This window comes from Leptospira biflexa serovar Patoc strain 'Patoc 1 (Paris)', assembly GCF_000017685.1.
GTDB lineage: Bacteria > Spirochaetota > Leptospiria > Leptospirales > Leptospiraceae > Leptospira_A > Leptospira_A biflexa.
The window spans coordinates 388,053-409,217 of the sequence record NC_010602.1; the positions used below are offsets into that span (position 1 = coordinate 388,053).

The 21,165-nt window shown below is 35.4% G+C and carries 21 protein-coding genes; 10 read left to right on the forward strand and 11 right to left on the reverse strand.

Features of this window, described 5'->3' with window-relative positions; translation table 11 throughout:
- Together LEPBI_RS01905 and LEPBI_RS01910 are read right to left on the reverse strand one after the other, a co-directional pair.
- Entirely contained in the window at positions 1–1,398 is a 1,398-nt protein-coding gene (locus tag LEPBI_RS01905) for an OmpP1/FadL family transporter (protein WP_012387420.1), read from the reverse strand.
- 47 nt (positions 1,399–1,445) lie between these two features.
- Complete coding sequence (locus LEPBI_RS01910; RefSeq protein ID WP_012387421.1) at positions 1,446–1,946, reverse strand: hypothetical protein; 501 nt, start codon at positions 1,944–1,946, stop codon at positions 1,446–1,448.
- Positions 1,947–2,073: 127 nt separating this feature from the next.
- Between LEPBI_RS01910 and LEPBI_RS01915 the strand changes: the two genes are divergently transcribed.
- The gene (locus LEPBI_RS01915) at positions 2,074–3,327 is read left to right on the forward strand and encodes a U32 family peptidase C-terminal domain-containing protein (protein ID WP_012476110.1); all 1,254 of its coding nucleotides are present in this window, start codon (positions 2,074–2,076) and stop codon (positions 3,325–3,327) included.
- A 138-nt stretch (positions 3,328–3,465) separates the two neighbouring features.
- A complete protein-coding gene (locus LEPBI_RS01920; protein WP_187148067.1) occupies positions 3,466–4,338 on the forward strand; it encodes a DUF4349 domain-containing protein in 873 nt (290 codons plus the stop codon).
- 15 nt (positions 4,339–4,353) lie between these two features.
- Here the strand turns inward: LEPBI_RS01920 and LEPBI_RS01925 are convergent, their stop codons facing one another.
- Complete coding sequence (locus LEPBI_RS01925) at positions 4,354–4,782, reverse strand: hypothetical protein (protein ID WP_012387424.1); 429 nt, start codon at positions 4,780–4,782, stop codon at positions 4,354–4,356.
- A 123-nt stretch (positions 4,783–4,905) separates the two neighbouring features.
- Between LEPBI_RS01925 and LEPBI_RS01930 the strand changes: the two genes are divergently transcribed.
- From LEPBI_RS01930 to creD, 3 genes are all read left to right on the forward strand, one after another.
- Positions 4,906–5,583: a response regulator gene (locus LEPBI_RS01930; RefSeq protein WP_012387425.1), complete on the forward strand. Its 678-nt coding sequence runs from the start codon at positions 4,906–4,908 to the stop codon at positions 5,581–5,583.
- A gap of 4 nt (positions 5,584–5,587) precedes the next feature.
- Positions 5,588–7,027: a two-component system sensor histidine kinase CreC gene (creC, locus tag LEPBI_RS01935; RefSeq protein WP_012387426.1), complete on the forward strand. Its 1,440-nt coding sequence runs from the start codon at positions 5,588–5,590 to the stop codon at positions 7,025–7,027.
- 74 nt (positions 7,028–7,101) lie between these two features.
- Entirely contained in the window at positions 7,102–8,433 is a 1,332-nt protein-coding gene (gene creD / locus LEPBI_RS01940; protein WP_012387427.1) for a cell envelope integrity protein CreD, read from the forward strand.
- Between the two features lie 48 nt (positions 8,434–8,481).
- On the opposite strand, the gene LEPBI_RS01945 is transcribed toward creD, so the two are convergent.
- Positions 8,482–9,294: an AraC family transcriptional regulator gene (locus tag LEPBI_RS01945; RefSeq protein WP_012387428.1), complete on the reverse strand. Its 813-nt coding sequence runs from the start codon at positions 9,292–9,294 to the stop codon at positions 8,482–8,484.
- A gap of 76 nt (positions 9,295–9,370) precedes the next feature.
- Here LEPBI_RS01945 and LEPBI_RS01950 point away from each other — a divergent pair, with 76 nt between their 5' ends.
- Both LEPBI_RS01950 and LEPBI_RS01955 read left to right on the forward strand, forming a co-directional pair.
- Positions 9,371–9,826, forward strand: coding sequence for an SRPBCC family protein (locus tag LEPBI_RS01950; RefSeq protein WP_012387429.1), 456 nt, complete (start codon positions 9,371–9,373; stop codon positions 9,824–9,826).
- A 143-nt stretch (positions 9,827–9,969) separates the two neighbouring features.
- Positions 9,970–12,708 (forward strand): CHASE domain-containing protein, encoded by a 2,739-nt coding sequence (locus tag LEPBI_RS01955; protein ID WP_012476111.1) that lies wholly within the window; start codon positions 9,970–9,972, stop codon positions 12,706–12,708.
- On the opposite strand, the gene LEPBI_RS01960 is transcribed toward LEPBI_RS01955, so the two are convergent.
- The gene (locus LEPBI_RS01960) at positions 12,698–13,234 is read right to left on the reverse strand and encodes a DUF4256 domain-containing protein (protein ID WP_012387431.1); all 537 of its coding nucleotides are present in this window, start codon (positions 13,232–13,234) and stop codon (positions 12,698–12,700) included. The two genes, LEPBI_RS01955 and LEPBI_RS01960, sit on opposite strands and share 11 nt — an antisense overlap.
- 415 nt (positions 13,235–13,649) lie before the next feature.
- Between LEPBI_RS01960 and LEPBI_RS01965 the strand changes: the two genes are divergently transcribed.
- The gene (locus tag LEPBI_RS01965) at positions 13,650–14,828 is read left to right on the forward strand and encodes a beta-propeller fold lactonase family protein (RefSeq protein ID WP_081431645.1); all 1,179 of its coding nucleotides are present in this window, start codon (positions 13,650–13,652) and stop codon (positions 14,826–14,828) included.
- 90 nt (positions 14,829–14,918) lie between these two features.
- Here LEPBI_RS01965 and LEPBI_RS01970 read toward each other — a convergent pair whose 3' ends face one another.
- From LEPBI_RS01970 to LEPBI_RS01995, 6 genes are all read right to left on the reverse strand, one after another.
- Positions 14,919–15,899, reverse strand: coding sequence for a hypothetical protein (locus LEPBI_RS01970; RefSeq protein WP_012387434.1), 981 nt, complete (start codon positions 15,897–15,899; stop codon positions 14,919–14,921).
- A gap of 57 nt (positions 15,900–15,956) precedes the next feature.
- Positions 15,957–16,844, reverse strand: a complete 888-nt coding sequence (locus LEPBI_RS01975) for a hypothetical protein (protein WP_012387435.1) — start codon at positions 16,842–16,844, stop codon at positions 15,957–15,959.
- Between the two features lie 22 nt (positions 16,845–16,866).
- On the reverse strand, positions 16,867–17,232 hold the full coding sequence (locus tag LEPBI_RS01980; RefSeq protein WP_012387436.1) for a DUF2200 domain-containing protein: 366 nt from the start codon (positions 17,230–17,232) through the stop codon (positions 16,867–16,869).
- A gap of 2 nt (positions 17,233–17,234) precedes the next feature.
- Positions 17,235–17,798 carry a dihydrofolate reductase family protein gene (locus LEPBI_RS01985; RefSeq protein ID WP_012387437.1) on the reverse strand — a complete coding sequence of 188 codons (564 nt, stop codon included), beginning with the start codon at positions 17,796–17,798 and terminating at the stop codon, positions 17,235–17,237.
- A gap of 153 nt (positions 17,799–17,951) precedes the next feature.
- On the reverse strand, positions 17,952–18,395 hold the full coding sequence (locus LEPBI_RS01990) for a DUF3995 domain-containing protein (protein WP_012387438.1): 444 nt from the start codon (positions 18,393–18,395) through the stop codon (positions 17,952–17,954).
- A 79-nt stretch (positions 18,396–18,474) separates the two neighbouring features.
- Positions 18,475–19,584, reverse strand: a complete 1,110-nt coding sequence (locus LEPBI_RS01995) for an alpha/beta hydrolase (RefSeq protein ID WP_012476112.1) — start codon at positions 19,582–19,584, stop codon at positions 18,475–18,477.
- Between the two features lie 206 nt (positions 19,585–19,790).
- Here LEPBI_RS01995 and LEPBI_RS02000 point away from each other — a divergent pair, with 206 nt between their 5' ends.
- Both LEPBI_RS02000 and LEPBI_RS02005 read left to right on the forward strand, forming a co-directional pair.
- Positions 19,791–20,042, forward strand: coding sequence for a hypothetical protein (locus tag LEPBI_RS02000; RefSeq protein ID WP_012476113.1), 252 nt, complete (start codon positions 19,791–19,793; stop codon positions 20,040–20,042).
- A gap of 31 nt (positions 20,043–20,073) precedes the next feature.
- Positions 20,074–21,135, forward strand: a complete 1,062-nt coding sequence (locus LEPBI_RS02005) for a hypothetical protein (protein WP_012387442.1) — start codon at positions 20,074–20,076, stop codon at positions 21,133–21,135.
- Positions 21,136–21,165 lie beyond the last annotated feature (30 nt).

Consider the following 21,165-nt stretch of genomic DNA (forward strand, 5'->3'; position numbering starts at 1 on the left):
TTAAATATATTGTTCCATTCCAAGATAAATACTAAACACACTCATTGTTTTTTGATAAGAATATTGCATTGGTTGTACTTCTGAAGTAGAAAATACTGAGTGCGATAACGTCCAGTCAGAAGTTTTTCCGCCATAGGTTTTTTTAGGAAATCCATATTCACATGCAATATGTAAAGAGGTATTATCCCATGTGATCGTTCCACCCATTGCCAAATGGTGTTCAATACTTGCACCTAACATGGGGCTGACTCCACTTGCTGGAATGACATTTTTTCCATAACTGTATCCCATACGTGTTTTGTATGTTTCATTCCATTTGTATTCAGCACCGATTGCAAGGATGGTTTGATTTTTCCAATTGAGGTTGAATTGGAAAGTATTCGTTTCCACACCAATGGGAGTTCTGACCCAACTATCTTCTAATCGAAATTTACTCGAATTGAAACTTTGTGACCAAGGGATGTATTTGATATCCAAATCTAGAATCCAACGGTCATTGTGATACGAGATACCGGCAATGTGTTTGTCTGGCCAAATCATATAACGCGAAACCCTTGTTCCAAAAATCCGTTCTGGTTGATAAGTATCGACAAACATGGTTCCATCTAAGGGTAATACATTTCGTGAAGTATAGGAATATGCAATTCGTATGTTTTCTGTTACATCATAGGAGAACCCAATTTTTCCACCAATTGTAAAACTGGTATCACTTTGGTATCGTATTCCACCAGGGATCGTTAGGCTTCTTGTCTCATCTTGGTAGGTTCGTTTCAATTGCATAAAACCATAAACTAAGTCGAGTCCAAAACCAAAGGCAAAGTTTCCTTGTTTCACTCCCACACCAAACGTAGACTTCATGGTCATAAATCGAAAGGTTAAGTCTTCCACAGCAAAATTTCTCTCTCCCATCACAGGGACATTGGTTCCAAACGTTTCGTTCAAAGAACGACCATCGGGAGTGAATCGTTTGATATTCTTAAAATGACCTCCACCACCTCCTTGCGCATACAAAGCAAACCCAATGCTAATATTTTCAGTGATGGGTTTGATGATGCCTACGTAAGGTAATACTGCCTTTGGGTATTCCACCATTTTGTTTTGATACGTTTGATTCGGATTTGGATCGATGAATTCGTCACTATATTCAATTCGGGGAAAATGAAATGAAGAACCTAATTCCCATTTGGTGTTTCTAACTCTTCCTAAATGAGATGGATTGGATTCTAAATCCATCACCGATCCTCCCACAGCTTGGAATGCACCTCCCATCCCTGCTTGTCTTGCACCAAACGCCGGTTGCATGATCCCATGGAATGCTTCCAAAGAGTTGGACAAATCGGGGAAAATCCATACAGAAATTAGAATCAATATAAGAATGAATTTGCGACTCGAAATCATTTATTTCAGTCGAAACCGACCCCTTCTAGAGTCAAGAGGAATTTGGATTAAAAGAGAGAGTGCCCTCTGGAGACCAAAATCCCAAGGATTGCGATGCTTACGGAAAGTAATAAATTGAACCGACCGAAAAAACCGGATCGTTTGCGATACCGTTCATATTGAACAGAATCTTGATCCAAATAAAGGAATGTTTTAGGACCAGAAACAAAATCGTGGTAGAGAGAGGAGAGAAATAAAACTAAAAACAAAAATATTTTTGTTAGAAACATATAACCAATATTAGATGTAAAAAAAGAAACCAAATGTCCTTCTATCAAATATCCTTTTGCGTATAAAATTCCAAATCCAGAAACCAAAAATATCAAAAAGAGATAATAGGAAATCTTTCGAAACTGAAGAGCGGTTAACTGCAGTAAGGTTAGTTTTTGGTCACGGAGTTTGGGATTTCGAATCACAGGCATCACAACGATGACATAAAAAATCATCCCTCCCACCCAAATCATTGCAGAAAGGATATGAAACAATAAATAAATCAAATAAGTCCACATAGAAGTTTAGGTTTGTGTGCGAACATTCTTTTGTCTTTCTATTTTTTTTCTTTAGAAACGCTCTAAAAATTGACAATGGTATTTTTCTTTTATCACAGGTGATCCCTTTTTGGAATGGATAGAGATGATGAAACCGATTAGAAACATTCCAGAACTTCTTTTGCCTGCAGGGAATTTAGAAAAATTAAACATCGCATATTTATATGGAGCTGATGCCGTTTATTGTGGTGTCCCTCGTTATTCTCTCCGTGCAAGAGAAAATGAATTTTCCATGGAAGACTTACAAACAGCTGTTCGTATCGCAAGGAAACTCAATAAAAAAATCTATTTTACAGTGAATAACATCCCTCGCAATTCGAAATTAGGTTCTTATCAAAAGTATTTGGACCAGATGGCAATTTTAAAACCAGATGCCCTCATCATGGCAGATCCAGGACTCATTCATCTCACAAAAAAATCACATCCGGAATTAAACATTCATATATCTGTACAAACAAACACAATGAACTATGCTGCAGTTGAATTTTGGAAAGAATATGGTGCCACGAGAGTGATTTTATCTAGAGAAGTCTCCATTCCCGAAATTCAAGAGATCAAAAATAAAGTTCCAAATATGGAAATTGAAGTGTTTGTACATGGATCCATTTGTATTGCACACAGTGGTCGCTGTTTTATGAGCAATTATTTTAAGAATCGAGATGCAAACCAAGGTTCCTGTAATAATGCTTGTCGTGATTTGTATAAAGTGTATGTCACAAATCCCAAACAAAATGATGAACCTATGGAATTAATTTCTGACGATGAAGGAACATTTTTGATGAACTCAAAGGATTTACGGGCCATAGAATTCTTGCAAGAGTTATGTGATGCAGGTGTAGATTCTTTGAAAGTGGAAGGTCGAACCAAAAATGATTTTTATGTAGGAATGGTTGCCAGAAGTTATCGGCATACCTTGGATGGAATCAAGGAAGGAAAAGATTTTGATCGTAAATGGTTGGAAGAGTTGGACAAACTTTCATCCAGAAAATACTTTTCAGGATTTTTGACACGAGGTTTAGAAGACCGAGTTCCCGAAGAAGAACAAAATTTCCAAAACAATGAGTTTGGGACAAGCCTTCAGAAAACACATCATTATGTAGGTTTTGTGAAAACTTATCAAAAGGAAAATCAGCGTATCTTGATTGAAGTGAAAAACAAAATTGAAAGAGGGGATGTATTAGAAGTCATTACTCCCACTTCCGAAGGAGTGGATCCATTCGTTGTGGAAGAAATTTATTTTAAAAACCAATTAGTAGAAACGATTAGCGGTGGAATTGGTATCGCCGAAATCAAAGTTCCTTTTGAAGTCTCAAGCCAATCGTTTTTGACTAAAAAAGCATAACACATTTTTCTTTTACATTGGATTGGTTCCCATATCATTTTGGATTCCACTCTCTGTGACTAACTGAAGTGAGAAAGAAGGAACTACCAATTGTTAATACCAATTAGAATGCCACTTCAAGGATTTGTTGTGAAAAAAATGAACCAATTTCTCTTTCTCGTATTAACTATTTTTCTTCTAAGTTGTGGTAAAGAATCCCAAGAGGAATCCGTGTCCGTGGCACATGATGAAATGAAGATCTCTGGGGCTTCCCGTGAGAAAAAAATGGCTCCCAGTGCTCCTGCTATGGAAGATCGTGTAGAGGAAGTTACACAATCAAAAGACAATGCCTTAGGGCCAGTATTCTTTCCCAATCAAAATAACCAAGAACGTCTCCTTGAATTTCAAATTGAATTGAGTTACCAAACGTTGGACTTAATCAAAACAAGAAAAGATTTGTTATTGTTTATCACAAAATATGGATTCATTGAATCAAGTTCGGCGCTCAATTCCGATTCACCTACGATGAATGTTCGATTCCGAATTCGAGCAGAGAAACTTTCTGAAGCATTGTTGGAATTAGATACCTATGGTACTTTGTTAAGTGAAACTATCACTACCATCGATCATACAGAAGGTATGGTTTGGGAAAAGATCAAAACCACTCGTGAAAAAATTCGAGTCAAAAGAAGGACGTTTGCAAACAATCAAACCACAAGTAATTCCAAAAATTGGGAAGCAATTGAAGAATCCATTTCCACAAGCGAAGATGGATTGGATCAATCTGAATTTCAAATTTGGAAGATCAATGATCGTGTGAAATGGGCCACTTTAAATCTGAGTTTTAGTCTTCCCGCGCCTTCTGACAAAGTCATTGTTCCTGAATACCGAAATGCACTGGTTGGGATTACAAACCTATTGTTAGAATTTACCTATTTACTGGTCTGGATGATCCCAATCTTTGTGTTCGCCGGACTTTTATATGTATCAAGTAAAAAATTGGTTCAGTGGTTTCGACAAAAGAAAAAGTAATTCCATTAACAGAATTTATTCTCCGCAGGATTGAGAATTGATGTTAAATGCCTTTTTCTCTTCCAAGTCGGAGATGGTTTTGGCATAATCACTTTGTAATTTGAAACAACCCATACGATTTTGTTTGTTTGCAGTCTTCATACAATCACAAACTACCTTTGTTTTTTCTTCTGTTGTTAAATTTGGATCTACTTGCGGAATACCAGCTAATTCCTGTTCGCATGTTGATAAGGATTTGACATACCCTTCATGTTGTTTAGAACCTTTTTTTAAGGCTTTCACATGTTTTTCTCTTAAATCCAAACATTCTTTTTTGTCTGACTCTGTTTGAGATGTTTTGGCTTTTTTGAGGCATTCACACATCTCTTTGGATTTTGTTTCTGCGTTTGCAAAAACGAAGTAGGGCAATAAGAGGAGTATCCATAAAACTGTAATTTTTTTCATGGCGATGGAAATATCATAATTTGAAAAAGAGTCAACTTGGAATTATCTGATTGCTTTTCTTTTTAACTTTTATTCACTGAATTTTGTTCAGATCCAATTTGATAGGATCTACCGCCTCCCCAAATGATCAAAATTTTACTCATTGAAGATGAACCCGGGATCCAAGAAACAATCCAAATTGCATTAGAAGCAGAAGGGTTTTCTTTGTCCATTGCCCCAACAGGCATACAGGGTTTACAAATGTTAGCTGACGATATCTCTCTCATTCTCCTGGATATCGGACTTCCTGACCAAAGTGGATTTGAAGTATTAAAATCAATTCGCAAAGCTGCGTCGATCCCTGTGATTTTTTTGACAGCACGTAGTTCTGAAATCGATAAAGTGTTGGGATTGGAAATTGGTGCAGACGATTACATCGTCAAGCCATTCAGCCCAAGGGAACTTTTGGCAAGGATCAGAGCTATATTACGTCGTACACAAAATCCATTGGTTTTGGAACAAAAATCAAACCAAAAATTAAGAATTTCCCTGGATAAAAAACTCGTTTATTATAATGGAAAAAATTTGAATTTATCACCTTACGAATACAAAACGATGGAATTATTTTTTAAATGGCCTGGCCGTATCTTCACTCGTGAAGAAATTATGGACAGTGTTTGGACAGAACCTGAGGATAGTTTTGATCGTGCTGTTGACACTGTGATCAAAAACATTCGGGCAAGGTTCAAAGAGATGGATCCAAATTTTGATCCTATTGAAACGAGAAGAGGACAGGGGTACGGCTTAAAGGAAACAATATGAATCTTTGGTTACGAATCATTATCAGTTTTTTTTTATCTTAAGTGTTGGTTTTTATTATTTAATCGATAAAACAGAAGAATCCATCCGGCCTCGGTATATGGAGACCATCGAAGAATCATTAAACGATACCTCTCATGTGCTTTCTGCTCTCGTCGAAGAAAAATTAAAAGAAAACCCTAGAAAAAGATTCCAATTCAAATCACTAGTTAATGAGTTGTTTCGAAAACCGTTTCAGAATATTCGTAAACGTAATTTTGAAGCCAAAATTTATTCGCTACTAAAAACAAATGCAGACATTCAGATGTACATTACTGATGAAAAAGGGTTTGTCATTTTTGATTCGGAATTATTTCGAGAAGGTCTGGATTATTCAAAATACAACGATGTTTACCTTACATTAAAAGGTAAGTATGGTGTCAGATCCAGCAAAATGTTTGATACAGAAAAGGAAGGAGCTTTGTTCATTGCTTCTCCCATTCGATATGAAAAAGAAATCATCGGTGTTTTAACTGTCATTAAACCTAAAATCGGTGTGATCCCATTTATTGAAGAAGCTAAAAATAAATTTTGGCGAATATCTTTGTTGGTTGCATCAGCGATTGCGATTGTTTTTAGTTTACTTGCTTATATTAGTTTTCGACCTATTCTTCGATTGTCTCAGTATATAACCTCCCTTAGAAACAAAGATAAAATTCCTTTTCCAAAATTAGGAATCAAAGAATTAAATGATTTAGGAAAAGAGGTAGACCAACTTGTTTTGGAACTGGAAGGGAAAAAATATGTAGAGTCGTATGTACAAACTCTGACTCACGAAATCAAAAGTCCTCTCTCTTCGATTCTTGCATCTGTCGAACTAATCCAAACACATCCCAAAGAGATGGAAAGATTAACAAAAACCATTGATGCAGAAGCAAAACGGATCCAAAATTTAATCGATCAATTATTGGAATTATCTTCGTTGGAAGGGAAAAATTCAATTCAATTAGATGATACGATTGAACTGATATCCTTACTTGAGGAAGTGTTGGCTCGATTTGAAATTGAATTCGAACGTAAATCGCTACATGTGATGAAACGATTTGATATGGGTCGTATACAAATGAAGGGAAATGTAAACTACATCCGTATGGCAATTGAAAATATTCTACGGAATTCGATTGAGTTTGCCAATCCCAAAGATACCATTACTGTAGAACTTGTATCGACTCTGAATCATCAAATCAATTTAGTGATCTCTGACCAAGGTCAATCTATTCCAGATTATGCTTTGCCAAAGGTAACAGATAAGTTTTTTTCTTTGCCAAGACCTATTGGTCTTCGTAAAAGTTCCGGTCTTGGTCTAAGCATCGTGAAAGAAATATTAGACCTTCACCAAGCCGAGCTCACCATTCGAAATTTGGAACCTAAGGGAGTTGAAGTAAAAGTTTTATTTCAAAATTCTTAATCCTCACACAATCCTCACATTGCTAACATAATAAACTCACCAATACCAATTACATTGGATGTTAGGAGTTTTTTATGAGTAAATTAATATCTTCTGTAAACATACGACTTTTGATCCTCGGTGTGATGGTCATTTTATTTATCATCCCACTTTCGATGGTTGGTTCTCTCATCGTAGAAAGAAGCCAGTCTCGAATCGAAGCAGTTGCTGAAGTTGGCGAAAAATGGAGTAGAAACCAAACTTTGATTGGTCCCTTTCTTGTGATTCCATATAATATTAGAATTCCTAAATCAGGGAATTCGCATTCAAAAGAAAAATGGGATTATACAACAGAGTATGCCTATTTTTTACCCGATGAATTATCATACCAAGTAGAGATGTTGACTGAAGAGAGAAAACGTGGGATTTATCAAATTCCTCTTTATACCAACAAAATCTATGCAAAAGGAAAATTTGCTCCAGTACGTTCTACTGATTTTCCAACGGATACCACATATATTTATTGGGATGATGTGAGGCTAATCGTATCTGTATCCGACTTGAAAGGATTAGGTGGTGATTTGAAATTAACTTGGAATGGAAAAGAAAAATATTTTTCACCTGGTACCAAATCCAATTTTTTCCCATCTGGTATGAACCTTCCGATTCAATTAGAAGAGAACATTGGATTCTCCAATTTTAATATGGATATTTCTTTAAAAGGTTCGGAATCTTTTTCCATCATCCCCATTGGTAAAAAAACAAAAATGCAAATGGAGTCTAATTGGAAAGATCCTTCATTTAATGGAAATTTGTTACCAGTGGATCGGGAGATTTTTGATACTGGATTCCGTTCCAATTGGGAATCTTCCTATTTTTCACGTTCCTATCCGCAAGTAATTCATTCAATTGATGATTCCATCGTGAACTCACTTTATGACTCCGCCTTTGGAGTGAATCTTTTGATCCCAGTGGACCATTATTTGAAATTAGAGCGATCGATTAAGTATGGATTACTTTTCATCGTTACCAGTTTTACTCTGTTCTTTTTGATGGAAGTCTTCGGGGGAATTATTTTACATCCAATCCAATACATACTCATCGGATGTACAATGATAATCTTTTATGTTTTGAATTTGTCTTTATCAGAACATATTGGATATTTAGGTGCATACATGATCTCGTCACTTGCTGTCACAATTCTAATTGGTTACTATTCCATTCATGTATTAAATAATCGTAAAAAAGGGATCATTACAGCGATGTATTATCTATCTTTGTATTCTTTTTTGTACATTATTTTGGCTTCAGAAGACCAAGCTTTGTTACTAGGATCCATTACCCTGTTTCTTATCTTGGCACTTGTGATGCATTTTACAAGAAAGATCAACTGGTACCAATTCGGAATGGAAACACAAAAACATTAAAATAGAAAACTCTGTAATGAACGTTGAAACTGAACGTTTGTTACAGGGTTATTTTAGGCTTTCTAAATACTTTTCAGGTGTAAATCCTATAAATTTTTTAAACATCCGATTGAAATGCGCCTGATCAAAAAAACCAAATTCATTTGAAAAATCTGCAAAGTGAATCATTTGTTCTTTTTCCAATCTTTCCAAAATTTCCTGCATTCTAAATTGTAAGATCACCCATTTCGGACTTACGCCCACATATTCAAGGAATAATCGTTGTAAGGTGCGAATTTGGATTGTATGTAATTTCGAAATTTGATCTACTTTTGTGATGGAAACATCAGATTTGATATCATCGATGATATGATTGATAGTGTCAATTTTGGAATCCCGAATGGGTTTTATCTGATCAAACCAATTTTCAATTATAATGATTCTGTCCTTAACATTATTAGTTCGGCAAATTTTTGATTCTATTTTTAATATATCTATATTTGATGGAAGAGCTAAAGATTGGATGGGAATGGCCAGATTGGTTAAACTGGAAATTGTTTTTTTGTAAAATGGAAAAAATCCACCCGGTCTAAATTTGACTCCGAAGACTGATCCTTTTCCCTGTAAACAAATTGAAAATTTTTTCTGATGTACTCCGTACACTTTAGAATTTCTATTTTCGAATACTAAGTGTACACTAGGATAAGGAAGTGTTTCTGCGACAAACATTTCGTTGGTAGGTAAGTTCCATTCAACACTCCAATAATGTTCTATAAAAAATTGAAGAGATTTTTTGGGAAAATAACGATTTTGTTTTGTGAAGGTTTGAGTTTTTTTTTGACGTAAAACACCTTTAGTCGGAATTCCTTTCTCTCGTTCCACGAATCAAATTTTCAGTTCCTGACGCATTTTTACAATCCAATTCTTGTTACATCTGTCATAATGAATCTTAAATCATATGAATTCAAATCAAGGCTTAAACCATAAACTCAAAATTGACTTAAATATTAATATCGAATCATCCTTGGATCAAGTTTGGAATGTATTAGTTTCACCTGATTCGATCAAAGAATATTTATACGGAACAGAAACAACATCAGAATGGAAAAAAGGCAGTGAAATTTGGTTTCGAGGCCAATGGGAAGGTAAAGATTATGAAGACAAAGGTATCATTCTCAAATTCGATATTCAAAAAGAATTTAGTTATACTTATTTTTCTAGTTTTTTTATGCTTCCTGATTTGCCAAAAAACTATTCGGAAATTGTGATGAAGTTAAATGAAAAACAAGGGAGGGTTTTTTTACATATTAGTCAAATTGGATTTCTTTCTGAATCTCAACAAAATCATTCAATGGAAAATTGGAAACAAATCTTAGAGAAAATAAAACAACTAGCTGAACAATCAAGTGAATGAAACTTGTTTTTTTTTTACATTTTAATTCATATGTCGCTAAAAAGAAGGATTTTATGAAAATTTTATAACCTTGGATTTGAATTGGTCTGGATTCTTAATTTTTTACTCGTCTTTATATGAGTATGCACTCTTTAGATGATAGGATGAATTATTTTTTCCGGAAAATAGGTGCATTTTTATTTGTTTTAGTCGTTTATTGTATCTCGGGAAAGCTCAGCTTATATCTTTCTTCGATTGATGGATACAGCACTCCCGTTTGGCCTCCTGCTGGTATTGCACTTGGATTTGTTTTAATTTTTGGTAATCGTATATGGTTTGCATTATTTTTAGCAGCTTACTTTACCAATACACATTTTTCAGATCCAACCTTCAGTTTGTACAAATCGATTATAAATAATCCACAAAATCTTTTTATTTCGTTTGGGAACTCCATCTCCGCTTTGTTTGGTGGATATTTATTAAAAAGATTTTCTGACTCAAAATTGAATATTTTTTCTGTAAAGGATTTATTATCTTTTTTTGTATTAGCTGGTCCTGCTGCTGCCATTGTTTCTTCCATCATCGGGAGTTTTTCCCTTTTGGTGTTTGGAATCATTTATAGAGATTTTTTGTTTCAAACTTGGTTTACTTGGTGGTTAGGTGATTCGATTGGAATCATTATTTTTACACCTATCATCATTTTGACATACAAATGGTTTTTAAAGGAAGAAACAGGAATGCGATTGATCCTATTTGCTTCTGCGACCGTCGGAACATTTGCTTTGACTATTACCATTTTTTTTGTGACTCGAAATTGGGAAAAAGAATTCATTCAATACCGAATCAAGTCTGATGGACAAATCATTTCTTCGGAAATTGAGAATCGAATTTTTGAAAATTTGAGAGTTGTAAAGTCTTTAGGATCGTTTCTTTCCTTACAAAATAATTTGAGCAAAAAAGAATTTGAATCATATGCAAAATCAATCTTAGATGAAACTGAAAGTGTGACTGCACTCTCTTGGAATCTAAACATTCCTCATTCCAAACGCAGTTTGTATGAAGCTAAATTGAAGAATGATTATCCAAATTCTATCGGAATTCATACGAGTGAAGAATCTGATATAAAAGTTTCGCCAACTAAGGATCAATATATTTTTATTCGTTTCATTTATCCGTTGATTGAAAATCAATCGGCAATTGGATATGATGTTTTTTCAAATCCAGTCAGGCGAAATGCATTAACAAAAGCGATAGAAACGAACAATTTAGAGATCACAGGAAAAGTGAAACTCATTCAAAATGATTCTGATAATACAGGTTTTTTGGTTTTTTATCCAATCAAAACAAAAGATGGGGAAATTGGGTTTGCGACAGCCATTATCAAAATCAGTACCATCATCAAAAAATCTTTAATTGGTAGTGATCAAAATAATTTATGTGTTCAGATTCTAGAAGGTGATTCACTACATTCCGACGAAGTTTATAATCGAAACTGCATTGCCTCACAAGAAAGAATATTTTCAGAATTTTCCCATATTCACCAAACTAAAATTGGGAGTCATTTATTTACATTTAAGATCGTAGCAACACAAGACTATTTTGAAAAGAACCTAACGAATGCTTCCCGTTTTATTCTTATCATTTCATCTTTTTTAACAGGTTTACTCGGGATTCTGATGCTTATAATTCTTGGAAAAGAAAAAAGTATCCAAGAAATCGTAGAGAAACGAACGTTTGAGTTAGAAAAAGCAAACAGAGTCAAATCAGAATTTTTAGCCAACATGAGCCATGAAATTCGAACACCCATGAATGGAGTACTCGGAATGTTGACTTTATTAGAAGAAACGAATGTTGACATTGAACAAAAAGATTATTTAGACAATGCTAAAAAATCCGTTTTATCGCTTCTCACTATCATTAATGATATTTTGGATGTATCTAAATTAGAAAATCATAAATTAGAAATTTTACCTACAGATACAAATGTTTACAAACTCTGTCGTGACATTCAGTTATTGTTTCAATCTGATGTGATCGATAAGAACTTAAAGTTAAATTTAGATTTTACAATTGAAGATACCAATTTACATATTCTCGTAGATGAAAATCGATTGAGACAGGTACTAAATAATTTAATTAGCAATGCACTCAAATTCACACCAAGTGGTATCATTACTTTGGCTGTCAAATTAGACCCAAGTAGAAATTTCATCGAATTTTGTGTTCATGACACGGGAATTGGAATTTCAGAGGAAAATATAAAACGTTTGTTTGACCGGTTTGTTCAATTGGAAGATGCTAGGACCAAACGTTTTGAAGGCGCTGGTCTTGGTTTATACATTTCAAAACAATTAGTCAATTTGATGGGTGGTGAGATAAAAGTTGAAAGTATTTTAAATATCGGATCTACTTTTAAGTTTACAATTCCATTCCATCAGGTTGCCATTCCAGAGCAAAGTATCAAAAGAATTGAATCGCAAGAAACCTTTAATTTAAAAAACATAAATGTTTTGGTTGCTGAAGACAATCTTCTCAATCAAAAATTTGTTCGAAAAGTTTTAGAGAAGGAAAAAGTAAATGTAACAATTGCATCCAATGGAAAAGAAACCATTCAACTTTTGGATGCTTCGCTTTCCGAAGGAACAATCAAATATGATTTGATATTAATGGACATTCAAATGCCTGAGTTAGATGGTTTGGAAACGACCATTCGAATCCGAAAACGAAAGGATGATTACCAAAACATTCCCATCATAGCCCTTACGGCTAATAATATGGATTCTCAAATCCAAGAATACTTAGAGAACGGAATGGACGATTGTGTGAAAAAACCTATCATCTTGTCAGAACTGCTTAATTCGATTTATAAAATTTTTTCAAAATCAAACAATATTAAACCGTAAGGGAAGATCGAAATCCGCGGACGGCATAGTACGATTCGGCTCCATTATGATATAAAAAAACTGTCCCGTATCGATAGTCGCAAAAGATTGCTCCACCTAATTTACGTATGGAGGTTGGTGTCTCAATCCAACTTGATGTTTTTTTGTCGAATTCACCTAACGTTTGTAGATAACGATACTCTTCTTCGTTTAAGATTTTAGTACCCATCGTTTTTGCAAACTCGATGGCACTACTCTTGGGTTTGTGTTCTTTTCTCGATTGGAGGGCTTCTTTGTCATAACAGAAACTCCTTCGTCCACTTGGTGATTCCGCAGAACAATCATAGAAGGTAAAACTATTATTTTTTTTATCAAAGAGCACGACATCTGGCTCACCACCTGATTCTTCCATTTTGATAAGGGACTTTATTTTATCTGGATTTTTTTTGAGTTTCTCTTCCACAGCATCCCATTTGATTCCTTTGTGTCGGTTAGGATGGCTTTCAAATCTTTCCTTTAAAATGAGAAGGAGTGTATCTTGGTTCATAAGATTTCGTACTTCGGATTAAGATTGGATCAAGACCAGCGGACAACTAGATCTCTGAAACTATATTGTATTTTACTAATTGTTTACGTTTTAGGCAACTCTAAAAGACCATTTCTACGTTAGGGTAACCTAATTTTTTTACTGTTCCCTAGGATTTTAGAATGACAGCCAAAATCCGTTTTATGTATGTTTGACGGTAGTGATGGATTAGCGTTACTTTGCTAAATTTGATATGATATTGAAATACTTTTTTCTTTTTCTGTGTTTATTTAGTTTCAATGCCTGTTTGCTCAATCAAATTGTCCAACGTTTGTTATGTTATGAAAAGGAAAATAATTCACTTGATAACCCCCTCACTTTGGCATTACTTGCCAATCAGAGTTCCTTTATAGAACTGAATCGGAGTTAGGCCGGCATTCGAAAAGGGGCTTCTTTACAATTATCCGCTCAATATTTTGCTTTTGGACAAAACATAAATTCTAGTTTCCAATGGTCAACTAGCGATCCGAATGTTGCCACAGTTGATGGCACAGGCTTTGTGCAAGGGATTGGAAATGGAAAAGTTTCGATCATTGCAACTTCTAGTGATGGACGGGCCCGGGCAGAAAGTAAGATCACCGTTTATTCTGGGTATGTGTATTCAACATTGAATCTTGCGAATCGAGTTGGTCATTTAACAATGGATGATGATACTGGCGTTCTGACGGCGAATTTGACAACTGCTCTCCTTCCTATGAGTGATCCGAATGGAATCACAACAGACCCAGCTGGAAAATTTTTATACACAGGAGATTTCCAAAGTGGAAACATATCCTTGTTTTCGATCAACCAAAGTACTGGAGAATTAACAGCAAACGGAAATTTTCCCGCAGGGATCAATCCTCGAAATTTATTGGTGACTCCTGATGGTAAGTATTTGTATCTCGCTGCAGAAGGTTCTCAATCCATTCGTACCTATTCAATCAATGGAGATGGCACTTTGAATTTTTTGAATTCGTTTCCAACGACCATTGGGCATTCACAAATTCAAATCTCCAGAGACGGAAATTATATTTTTTATTTAAGTCCAACTCTAACAGAACTCGTATCGTATCGAATTAATTATATTGATGGAGGTTTAACATTGGTAGGAACGAGTCCATCATTTGCAAATGATGGTTCAGGAAATGTTTCCACTCATCCCAATGGCAATTTTTTGTATGTGGGTTCCTATCCTTCCATGACCATTTTAAGTTTTGATCGTAATACTGGAAACATGGGTCTGGTGGATTCGGTCGCTCATTCTATGGGGATCAATGGTTCTGCCATTCATCCAAATGGTCTCTTTTATTATACAGTTAATATCAATCACGAATCAATTTCATGTTATCGGATCGACCCTAATACAGGAAAAATTTCCTTGTTTCAAACGATCAATGGATTTGTTGGGAGTAGCTTACGTTTTCTTATCATTGATCCAACTGGTAGGTTTGCGTATCTAGCAGATAGTAATGGACAACTAAAACATTTTAGTATCAATCAAATGAATGGTGAACTCACATTAATTGGGTCTGTCAATCCAGGTGGTGTCCAATGGAATTTGGTGTTTTTATAATAATGGTTTACTTTGTGATTCGAGACATTCGCAATTCGCCTTCCTTTGCAAATTGTTTGAACCAATCCATTTCTTAATCAAATCGATCCATCAAATTTCCGTTCGGATCCTTAGATTTTCTTTGATGATATAGTCTTCAAATTCTTTTTCATAAATTTTTATCTTTTGCGTAATCTCTTTTTGTGTTTGTAATAGGTTTGGATATTTTTCAAGAGTAAATGTTTCGGGATTGATGATCTCTTCCGATTCTTTTTGTTCAATATCGTAAACCAATTGGTCAAGTAAAACACGGTAAGTGAAGTAAAATGCTAGAATCTCCATTTTGATTTCTTGTTCTTTTAAGGATGGAATGGAATCATACTTTGCAATTAGATTTTGACCGATTTGATTCAATGAATTTACTTTTGTTTCGATTGAATCCTTTGAATCGCGGATATCTAAAAACGAATGTAGTAGAGGCAAACTTGCAATTTGATTGATCAAAATGATTTTGGACATTCCTGTTTTTTCAAAATCATCGATCAAAAATGATTCAAATTTTGTTAACCTGATCTTTTGGGTTACTAAATAATTTTGAATGAAAAGAGATTCGATCGCGTATGCATCTGCTTCAAATAATGCCTTTACGATTCGATTGTTTTTATAAAAAAGAAAATACCTTTGACTATTGAAAAAATCGTAAGCATGAGTGAATTCATGCACCAATGCGGAATAAAAAATGCTTGGGTTTTTATCAAACAAATCTAAAAAATAAGTTCCGATCACAATGGCAGGTTTTTTGTTTTCATTGTAAAAATCTACAAAACCCATTGCTGATAAATCTTGGTTTGCATTCATATCAATCAAAAATGTAATTTCACCTTTAATGGCTTGTCCCATCATAAAGTTGACTTTTTGTTCTACTAAATCATGTTTTTTAGGTGAAGATTTAAAAACAGTTTCGAACTGAGTGATTGCGTTCCTTAAAATCGGTTCGTAATCACTCAGCGTTTTTTGTTTGGTTGTCTCACCAAACAAAAGGTTTGGTACTAAAAAAGTGAATAGAATGAATGAGTATGTGAATTGTTTCATATGATTCCTATGCCTATCGTTAATTTTATTTATTTGCCAAAATATTTTCTAAAAATTTCACTCTTGGGTATCAACAGAGTTTTCAATATTCATTTCTTTTAGAGTCCAACCTTCGTAACTTTTCAAAAAAAATAAGTGAATGGTTTCCTCTCCCAATTTAAACTTTAGGTATTTTCCAAAAATGAATTGTTTCTCATTTTTAAGATCGAGGGATTCTATGATCTCTTTGGGATTCAGGTTAGCTAAAGAGTTCGGTTGATGGAAGAATCGATTCGTGATTTCATTTTTTGAGCTTAAAAAAGTAATTGGATTTCCAACGATTTTATACTCTTTTTTGTCTTTTTCTTTTAAGACAAAATTTTGATCGAGTAATTGTGATATTTGGTATAAATCGTTACCTTGTAAGATTTTAAAAGTGGATGGAATCTCTAATGAATCTGATACAACGGCAGTCCCTTTGAAAGAAAGTTTAATACTCGTTACTTTTTGATTCTGAACTTCGATACTAAAATTCCTGGAAGTATCGTAGGAGTAATATTGAATTTGTTTTAATTCTTCCTTTGTTTGTTCATCATAAGCACTACGAATTTCATCTGGTTTTCCAAAGGTAGAAATCACTTTTTGGACCTCATCACCTAAATTGATATCGTTCAATCCGAAATGTTTTGGATTTTTGTTCCCTTGGATTTGGATGGCCCAAACTAAATCTGGCCTTTTATTTTCAGATTCTACGACCAAAATATGTTCATCTAATTTGAATGCATCGTAGCTGTAACCATCTTCAAATGTGTGAGATTTAAATGGTTTTCCATAAATTTCTGTAACTAAACTTCGTTTTTGGCCAAGTTTGATTCCATACATCATAAATAGTTTTGATTCGCCGAATAAGGAAAAGGGAATGATGATGAATAATAGGAAAGATAGGATTGAATTGTTTGGTTTCATTTGATTTCTCTTGTGTTGATTGTTAAGGTGATCTTAAAATTTTTTCTAATGATTTGCCTTTCGCAAGTTCATCGACTAATTTATCCAAATAACGAACCTTTCGAGTCAATGGGTTTTCAATGTCTTCGATACGATAACCACAAATCATTCCTTTTATGAGAGATGCATGTTCATTTAATTTTGCTTTGGCGAAAAAAGTTTCAAATGTCACATTCTCTTTTATCATTTCTTTGATTTTCTTTTCATCAAAGGAAGTGAGCCATTTGATCACTTGGTTTAATTCTTCTACAGTCCTTCCCTTATTTTGTATCTTGGTTACATATAGTGGATACACTTTTGCAAAAGTCATCTTAGCCATTTTATCATGGTGTTCTTTCGTTGGTTCCAATGTTATATCTCTCTGCGTGTTTGGTAATGGAGAGCGGTGTTACCAGAAGGGAAGGTTTTGGAACTCACCAAATCCAATCGAAGTGTTTTATCTAAGGTATGATTCGAAAAGAGTCGCGGGCCTTTTCCAACGATTACAGGATGGATCACAATCCTATATTCATCAATCAAACCGAAGTTTGAAAGTTGTGAGGCAAGACTTAAACTTCCAATACAAATATCCTTTCCTGGTTGTTTTTTGAGATGAGCCACTTCCTCTTCCAAAGGCCTTGTGGCAAGAGTTGTATTGGGATCATCTACTTTTGCTATGGTTTGGGAAAATAAGATTTTTTCCAGAGAAGTGAAGACCTTCGCAAACTCATTGCTAAGTTGCGACATGGATTGGTTTTTCGCAACTTCAGGCCAAAAAGGAACCATGAGTTCGTACGTGGTTCGGCCATAAAGGATTTCACTCGAATTTTGTAAAATTTGCATGAAATATTCGTGCAATGCTTCATCCGCATTCATATCGGCATGACCAAAAAATCCATCTGCTGAGGCATTGATCCCAAAGATAACCTTTCTCATTCGCCTTTTTCTAATAGGTTAGGTTGGGTTTGGAAGTACAATTTGCCTGAGAATGGAGGTGGTTTGGGAAAATTTAGATAGGCAAAGGCGTGAAACAATTGTTTGACTTATGAGCCAATTGCCATCAATTTAAGTTTTGAATTTTGAAAATTGTTACGTAAAGAAGGCCATTCCCCAAAAAACCAAACCCAGAAAGAGACAGAGTGGGTTATAAATCCGCTTTGTATAATACACAAAGATCGGTTTCCAATGTTTGGTGACAAAAGGAAGGTATCCAAGGACACCTCGTAACGTAAAAACAATAGCGACAAAATACATTATATAGCGTATACCATTTGTCATTTGAGGATGTATCAAAAAAGGGACTCGATAGATCCAAACAATGGGCAAAATGGAAAAGAGAATCAAAAACACAGCGACAAAAAAACAACTGAAGGCCGACGGGAACTGATTTCCTTTTCCAAAGACTAAATCAATTAATTCTTGTTTGTTTTTCCCTGGCCATAACCCTCCTAAACCCCAATAGATGTGGATCAAAGATAGGGAAAAAAGGAGTAGGGAGGTTGTGATACTAAGGCTAAAGTAGGTGAGTTCCATGTTGAATGATTGTTATGTTGTCATTTAAAAATTGAAATCGTTAGATGAAATAAAACTTTAACCCAAAGAGAACCGAGGATTAGTTTACGGTTAAAGTTTGTTTTGTGACTATGAATTGAAAAGCATTTTCCGATAAAGATTTACCATTAATCGTAGCGGACCATGCACTATGACCTTCTCCCACAAGAGGATTAAATTCATAGGATGCTCCTGTGGCAATGTAGGCATCTCGGAGTGCCTCCGCTTGTGAAAAGGGAACATCGGCATCAAGTGTGCCATGGACAATACTAATGGGTGGGTCATTGGCATCAAATCTGGACTGGCCTGTAATTGTTTGTAAGTATGTCATATGTGTGATTCCACCCCAGTGGTCGATGACAGTATGAATGGTTGATCCTGCATTGAGATTGGTACTTAAAAGAGTGGTATCCACAAGAGTCAAGGTTTCATCTCGGAAATCATTTACATTTGTGATCCCAAGCATATTGGCTAAAAAGGATCCAGCTGATCCTCCGAGTGCTGTCATGTAATTTGTGTTAATACCATAAGTAGATGCATTGGCATACAACCAACGAAGAGCTGCTTTTGCATCTCTTGCCGCAGGATACATCGCATAACTTTGTTGTCTTTCTGCAGGAGTAAGTGCCGCATTATTTAATACATACGTTCCCCAGGCTGTTGAGAGTGTGCCATAAGCTGAAATCAGTCTGTAGTTGATCGAGATACAAACCCAACCACGACTTGTAAAATAATTTGCCATCGATACGATGTTTGTATCATCTTTCGATCCAGTAGAGAACCCACCACCATGGATGAGGATCATGGCAGGACGGTTCCTTGGTGCATTCTCAGGTAAATATAAATCTAAACTTAAGTTGACGATGTTAGTTGTTGCAGATCCCCAATTGGAATGACTCAGTGCTTGTGCATACACATGAGTCGTTTTGGAAACAGAATAGGTTGTCATTGATCGAACAGTGGGAGGTGTATTGTAAGTACTTTGTTGGGAAAGTGTTTGCAATAATAAACCGGCAGAGATGAGTGAAGTGTTCTCTGAGTTTGTTTTACCATCGACATCCACTCCTACAAGGGAACACGAGAAAAACAAAACCATAACCAAACAAACGAACACAGAAGAAAAAGAACTTTTATGTGACTGACTGATTGGGAATCGATTCAATGGATTCATACCCTTCTTTCCTTTCGACTATGAATAACAGATCAGAAACCTATTTTCTCCTAAGAAATTCATTTATTTATTGGGACATGTCCTATGAGCGAAATGAATTGCCAATCCTCGGTTTTTGGTTTACACTTGAAAACAGATTTTATTGATCAGACATAAGCGAATGCAAACCGATTGAATCGCTTGGTACCAATTTGGAGGATTCTCAGATGAATCAAAACCTAACAAAAATCATATTCTTAATTGCCTTGGTTTTGCTAACCGGTGTGACTTATGCGGGACCAGAAGCAAAAATGAAAAGTGAAACCTATCTTCCCAATGATCCAAACAAAAAGAAAGCTGGAGAAGAGTGTAAATCTTCCGATGAATGTCAAAAACATCATGAGTGTAAAAGTGATGGTGAAAAAAATGTTTGTACAGAACCTCCAAGATCTAAACTACCACCGGGTGTTGTGACCTAAATTCTATTAGGCATGGTCCATCCTATTTGTTATGGATTTAGTTTTACCTAAAATTTCCCGATTCGATTTTACCTTTATCATTGGGATTACGTTCCTCGCCAGTATGATGGCTGGGGTCACTGTGTTTTGGCCTTTACTCTTTATCCCAATGTTAACAGTGCATGGTTGGCTTTTTGGGTATGAACACTTATGGTCTACGTATACGAGGTTACTCTTCCATCGAGATGATCGAAACAAGTTTTGGGCATTGGTATGGATTGTGCCACCAATTGTGTTTCTTTTCCTTATGGCGGTAGGTGCAAACTGGGGCATGAAAGGAATTTTACTTCTCTATTTCATGGGTCAATTGTATCACACAGTGCGTCAAAGTTGGGGGATCACTCAATCTTACAGGCGTAAAGCGGGTGGTCTCCTTTGGGATTCGGAAATATTATCTGAATTGACATTATGGTCTGTTCCTATCTGGGGTTTTCTTCATCGGTGTTCCCAAAGGCCTGATGAATTTCTTTTCCAAGAGTTCTGGCTTCCCCCTGTTCCTGATTTGATTGTACAAGCTGCGGGTGTGGTCACGATGATCCTTTGCTTTATTTGGGTTATGACTCGTATCACTGCATTTTGGCGAGGTGAATTTGCCATTGCTCATACATTATTCATGTTATCCCATTTTTTTGTTTTTTTTGTCGGTTATATTTTAATAGAAGAGTTGTGTTCTGGATGGTTACTTGTCAATGTTTGGCACAATGTCCAATACATTGTTTATGTTTGGGTATATAACCGCAATCGATTTGGTTCGGGAGTTGATCCGAAGGCAAAAGTTCTATCCTGGTTATCGCAACGGGGATATGGGTATACAATTCTTTACTTTCTGTTTACAATCGCACTCGCTTTGCCTATCTATTATTTACTACCAGAACTAGGTGGTACACTGGATGAATTGTTTAAAACACAATTGATACCAATGTCAGTGGTACTTACCATGTCACTGACATTCCATCATTATATCGTCGATGGAGTGATTTGGAAAAGAAAGCACAACTCAATAGACCATCTCTCATCTTCCGATCTTGAAACTGAAACCATTCCAGTTCTATAAAATTGAACTCCCCGCGCCCCGGATAGAAGC

Coding starts and splice junctions, on each gene's coding strand:
- LEPBI_RS01960 (WP_012387431.1), bottom strand. CDS start 13,234: ATGAACCAAGATACACTCCTTCTCATTTTAAAGGAAAGATTTGAAAGC.
- LEPBI_RS01995 (WP_012476112.1), bottom strand. CDS start 19,584: ATGAATCCATTGAATCGATTCCCAATCAGTCAGTCACATAAAAGTTCT.
- LEPBI_RS01990 (WP_012387438.1), bottom strand. CDS start 18,395: ATGGAACTCACCTACTTTAGCCTTAGTATCACAACCTCCCTACTCCTT.
- LEPBI_RS01915 (WP_012476110.1), top strand. CDS start 2,074: ATGAAACCGATTAGAAACATTCCAGAACTTCTTTTGCCTGCAGGGAAT.
- LEPBI_RS02005 (WP_012387442.1), top strand. CDS start 20,074: ATGGATTTAGTTTTACCTAAAATTTCCCGATTCGATTTTACCTTTATC.
- LEPBI_RS01975 (WP_012387435.1), bottom strand. CDS start 16,844: ATGAAACCAAACAATTCAATCCTATCTTTCCTATTATTCATCATCATT.
- LEPBI_RS01930 (WP_012387425.1), top strand. CDS start 4,906: ATGATCAAAATTTTACTCATTGAAGATGAACCCGGGATCCAAGAAACA.
- LEPBI_RS02000 (WP_012476113.1), top strand. CDS start 19,791: ATGAATCAAAACCTAACAAAAATCATATTCTTAATTGCCTTGGTTTTG.
- LEPBI_RS01985 (WP_012387437.1), bottom strand. CDS start 17,798: ATGAGAAAGGTTATCTTTGGGATCAATGCCTCAGCAGATGGATTTTTT.
- LEPBI_RS01905 (WP_012387420.1), bottom strand. CDS start 1,398: ATGATTTCGAGTCGCAAATTCATTCTTATATTGATTCTAATTTCTGTA.
- LEPBI_RS01955 (WP_012476111.1), top strand. CDS start 9,970: ATGAATTATTTTTTCCGGAAAATAGGTGCATTTTTATTTGTTTTAGTC.
- LEPBI_RS01950 (WP_012387429.1), top strand. CDS start 9,371: ATGAATTCAAATCAAGGCTTAAACCATAAACTCAAAATTGACTTAAAT.
- LEPBI_RS01910 (WP_012387421.1), bottom strand. CDS start 1,946: ATGTGGACTTATTTGATTTATTTATTGTTTCATATCCTTTCTGCAATG.
- LEPBI_RS01970 (WP_012387434.1), bottom strand. CDS start 15,899: ATGAAACAATTCACATACTCATTCATTCTATTCACTTTTTTAGTACCA.
- LEPBI_RS01920 (WP_187148067.1), top strand. CDS start 3,466: ATGAACCAATTTCTCTTTCTCGTATTAACTATTTTTCTTCTAAGTTGT.
- creD (WP_012387427.1), top strand. CDS start 7,102: ATGAGTAAATTAATATCTTCTGTAAACATACGACTTTTGATCCTCGGT.
- LEPBI_RS01925 (WP_012387424.1), bottom strand. CDS start 4,782: ATGAAAAAAATTACAGTTTTATGGATACTCCTCTTATTGCCCTACTTC.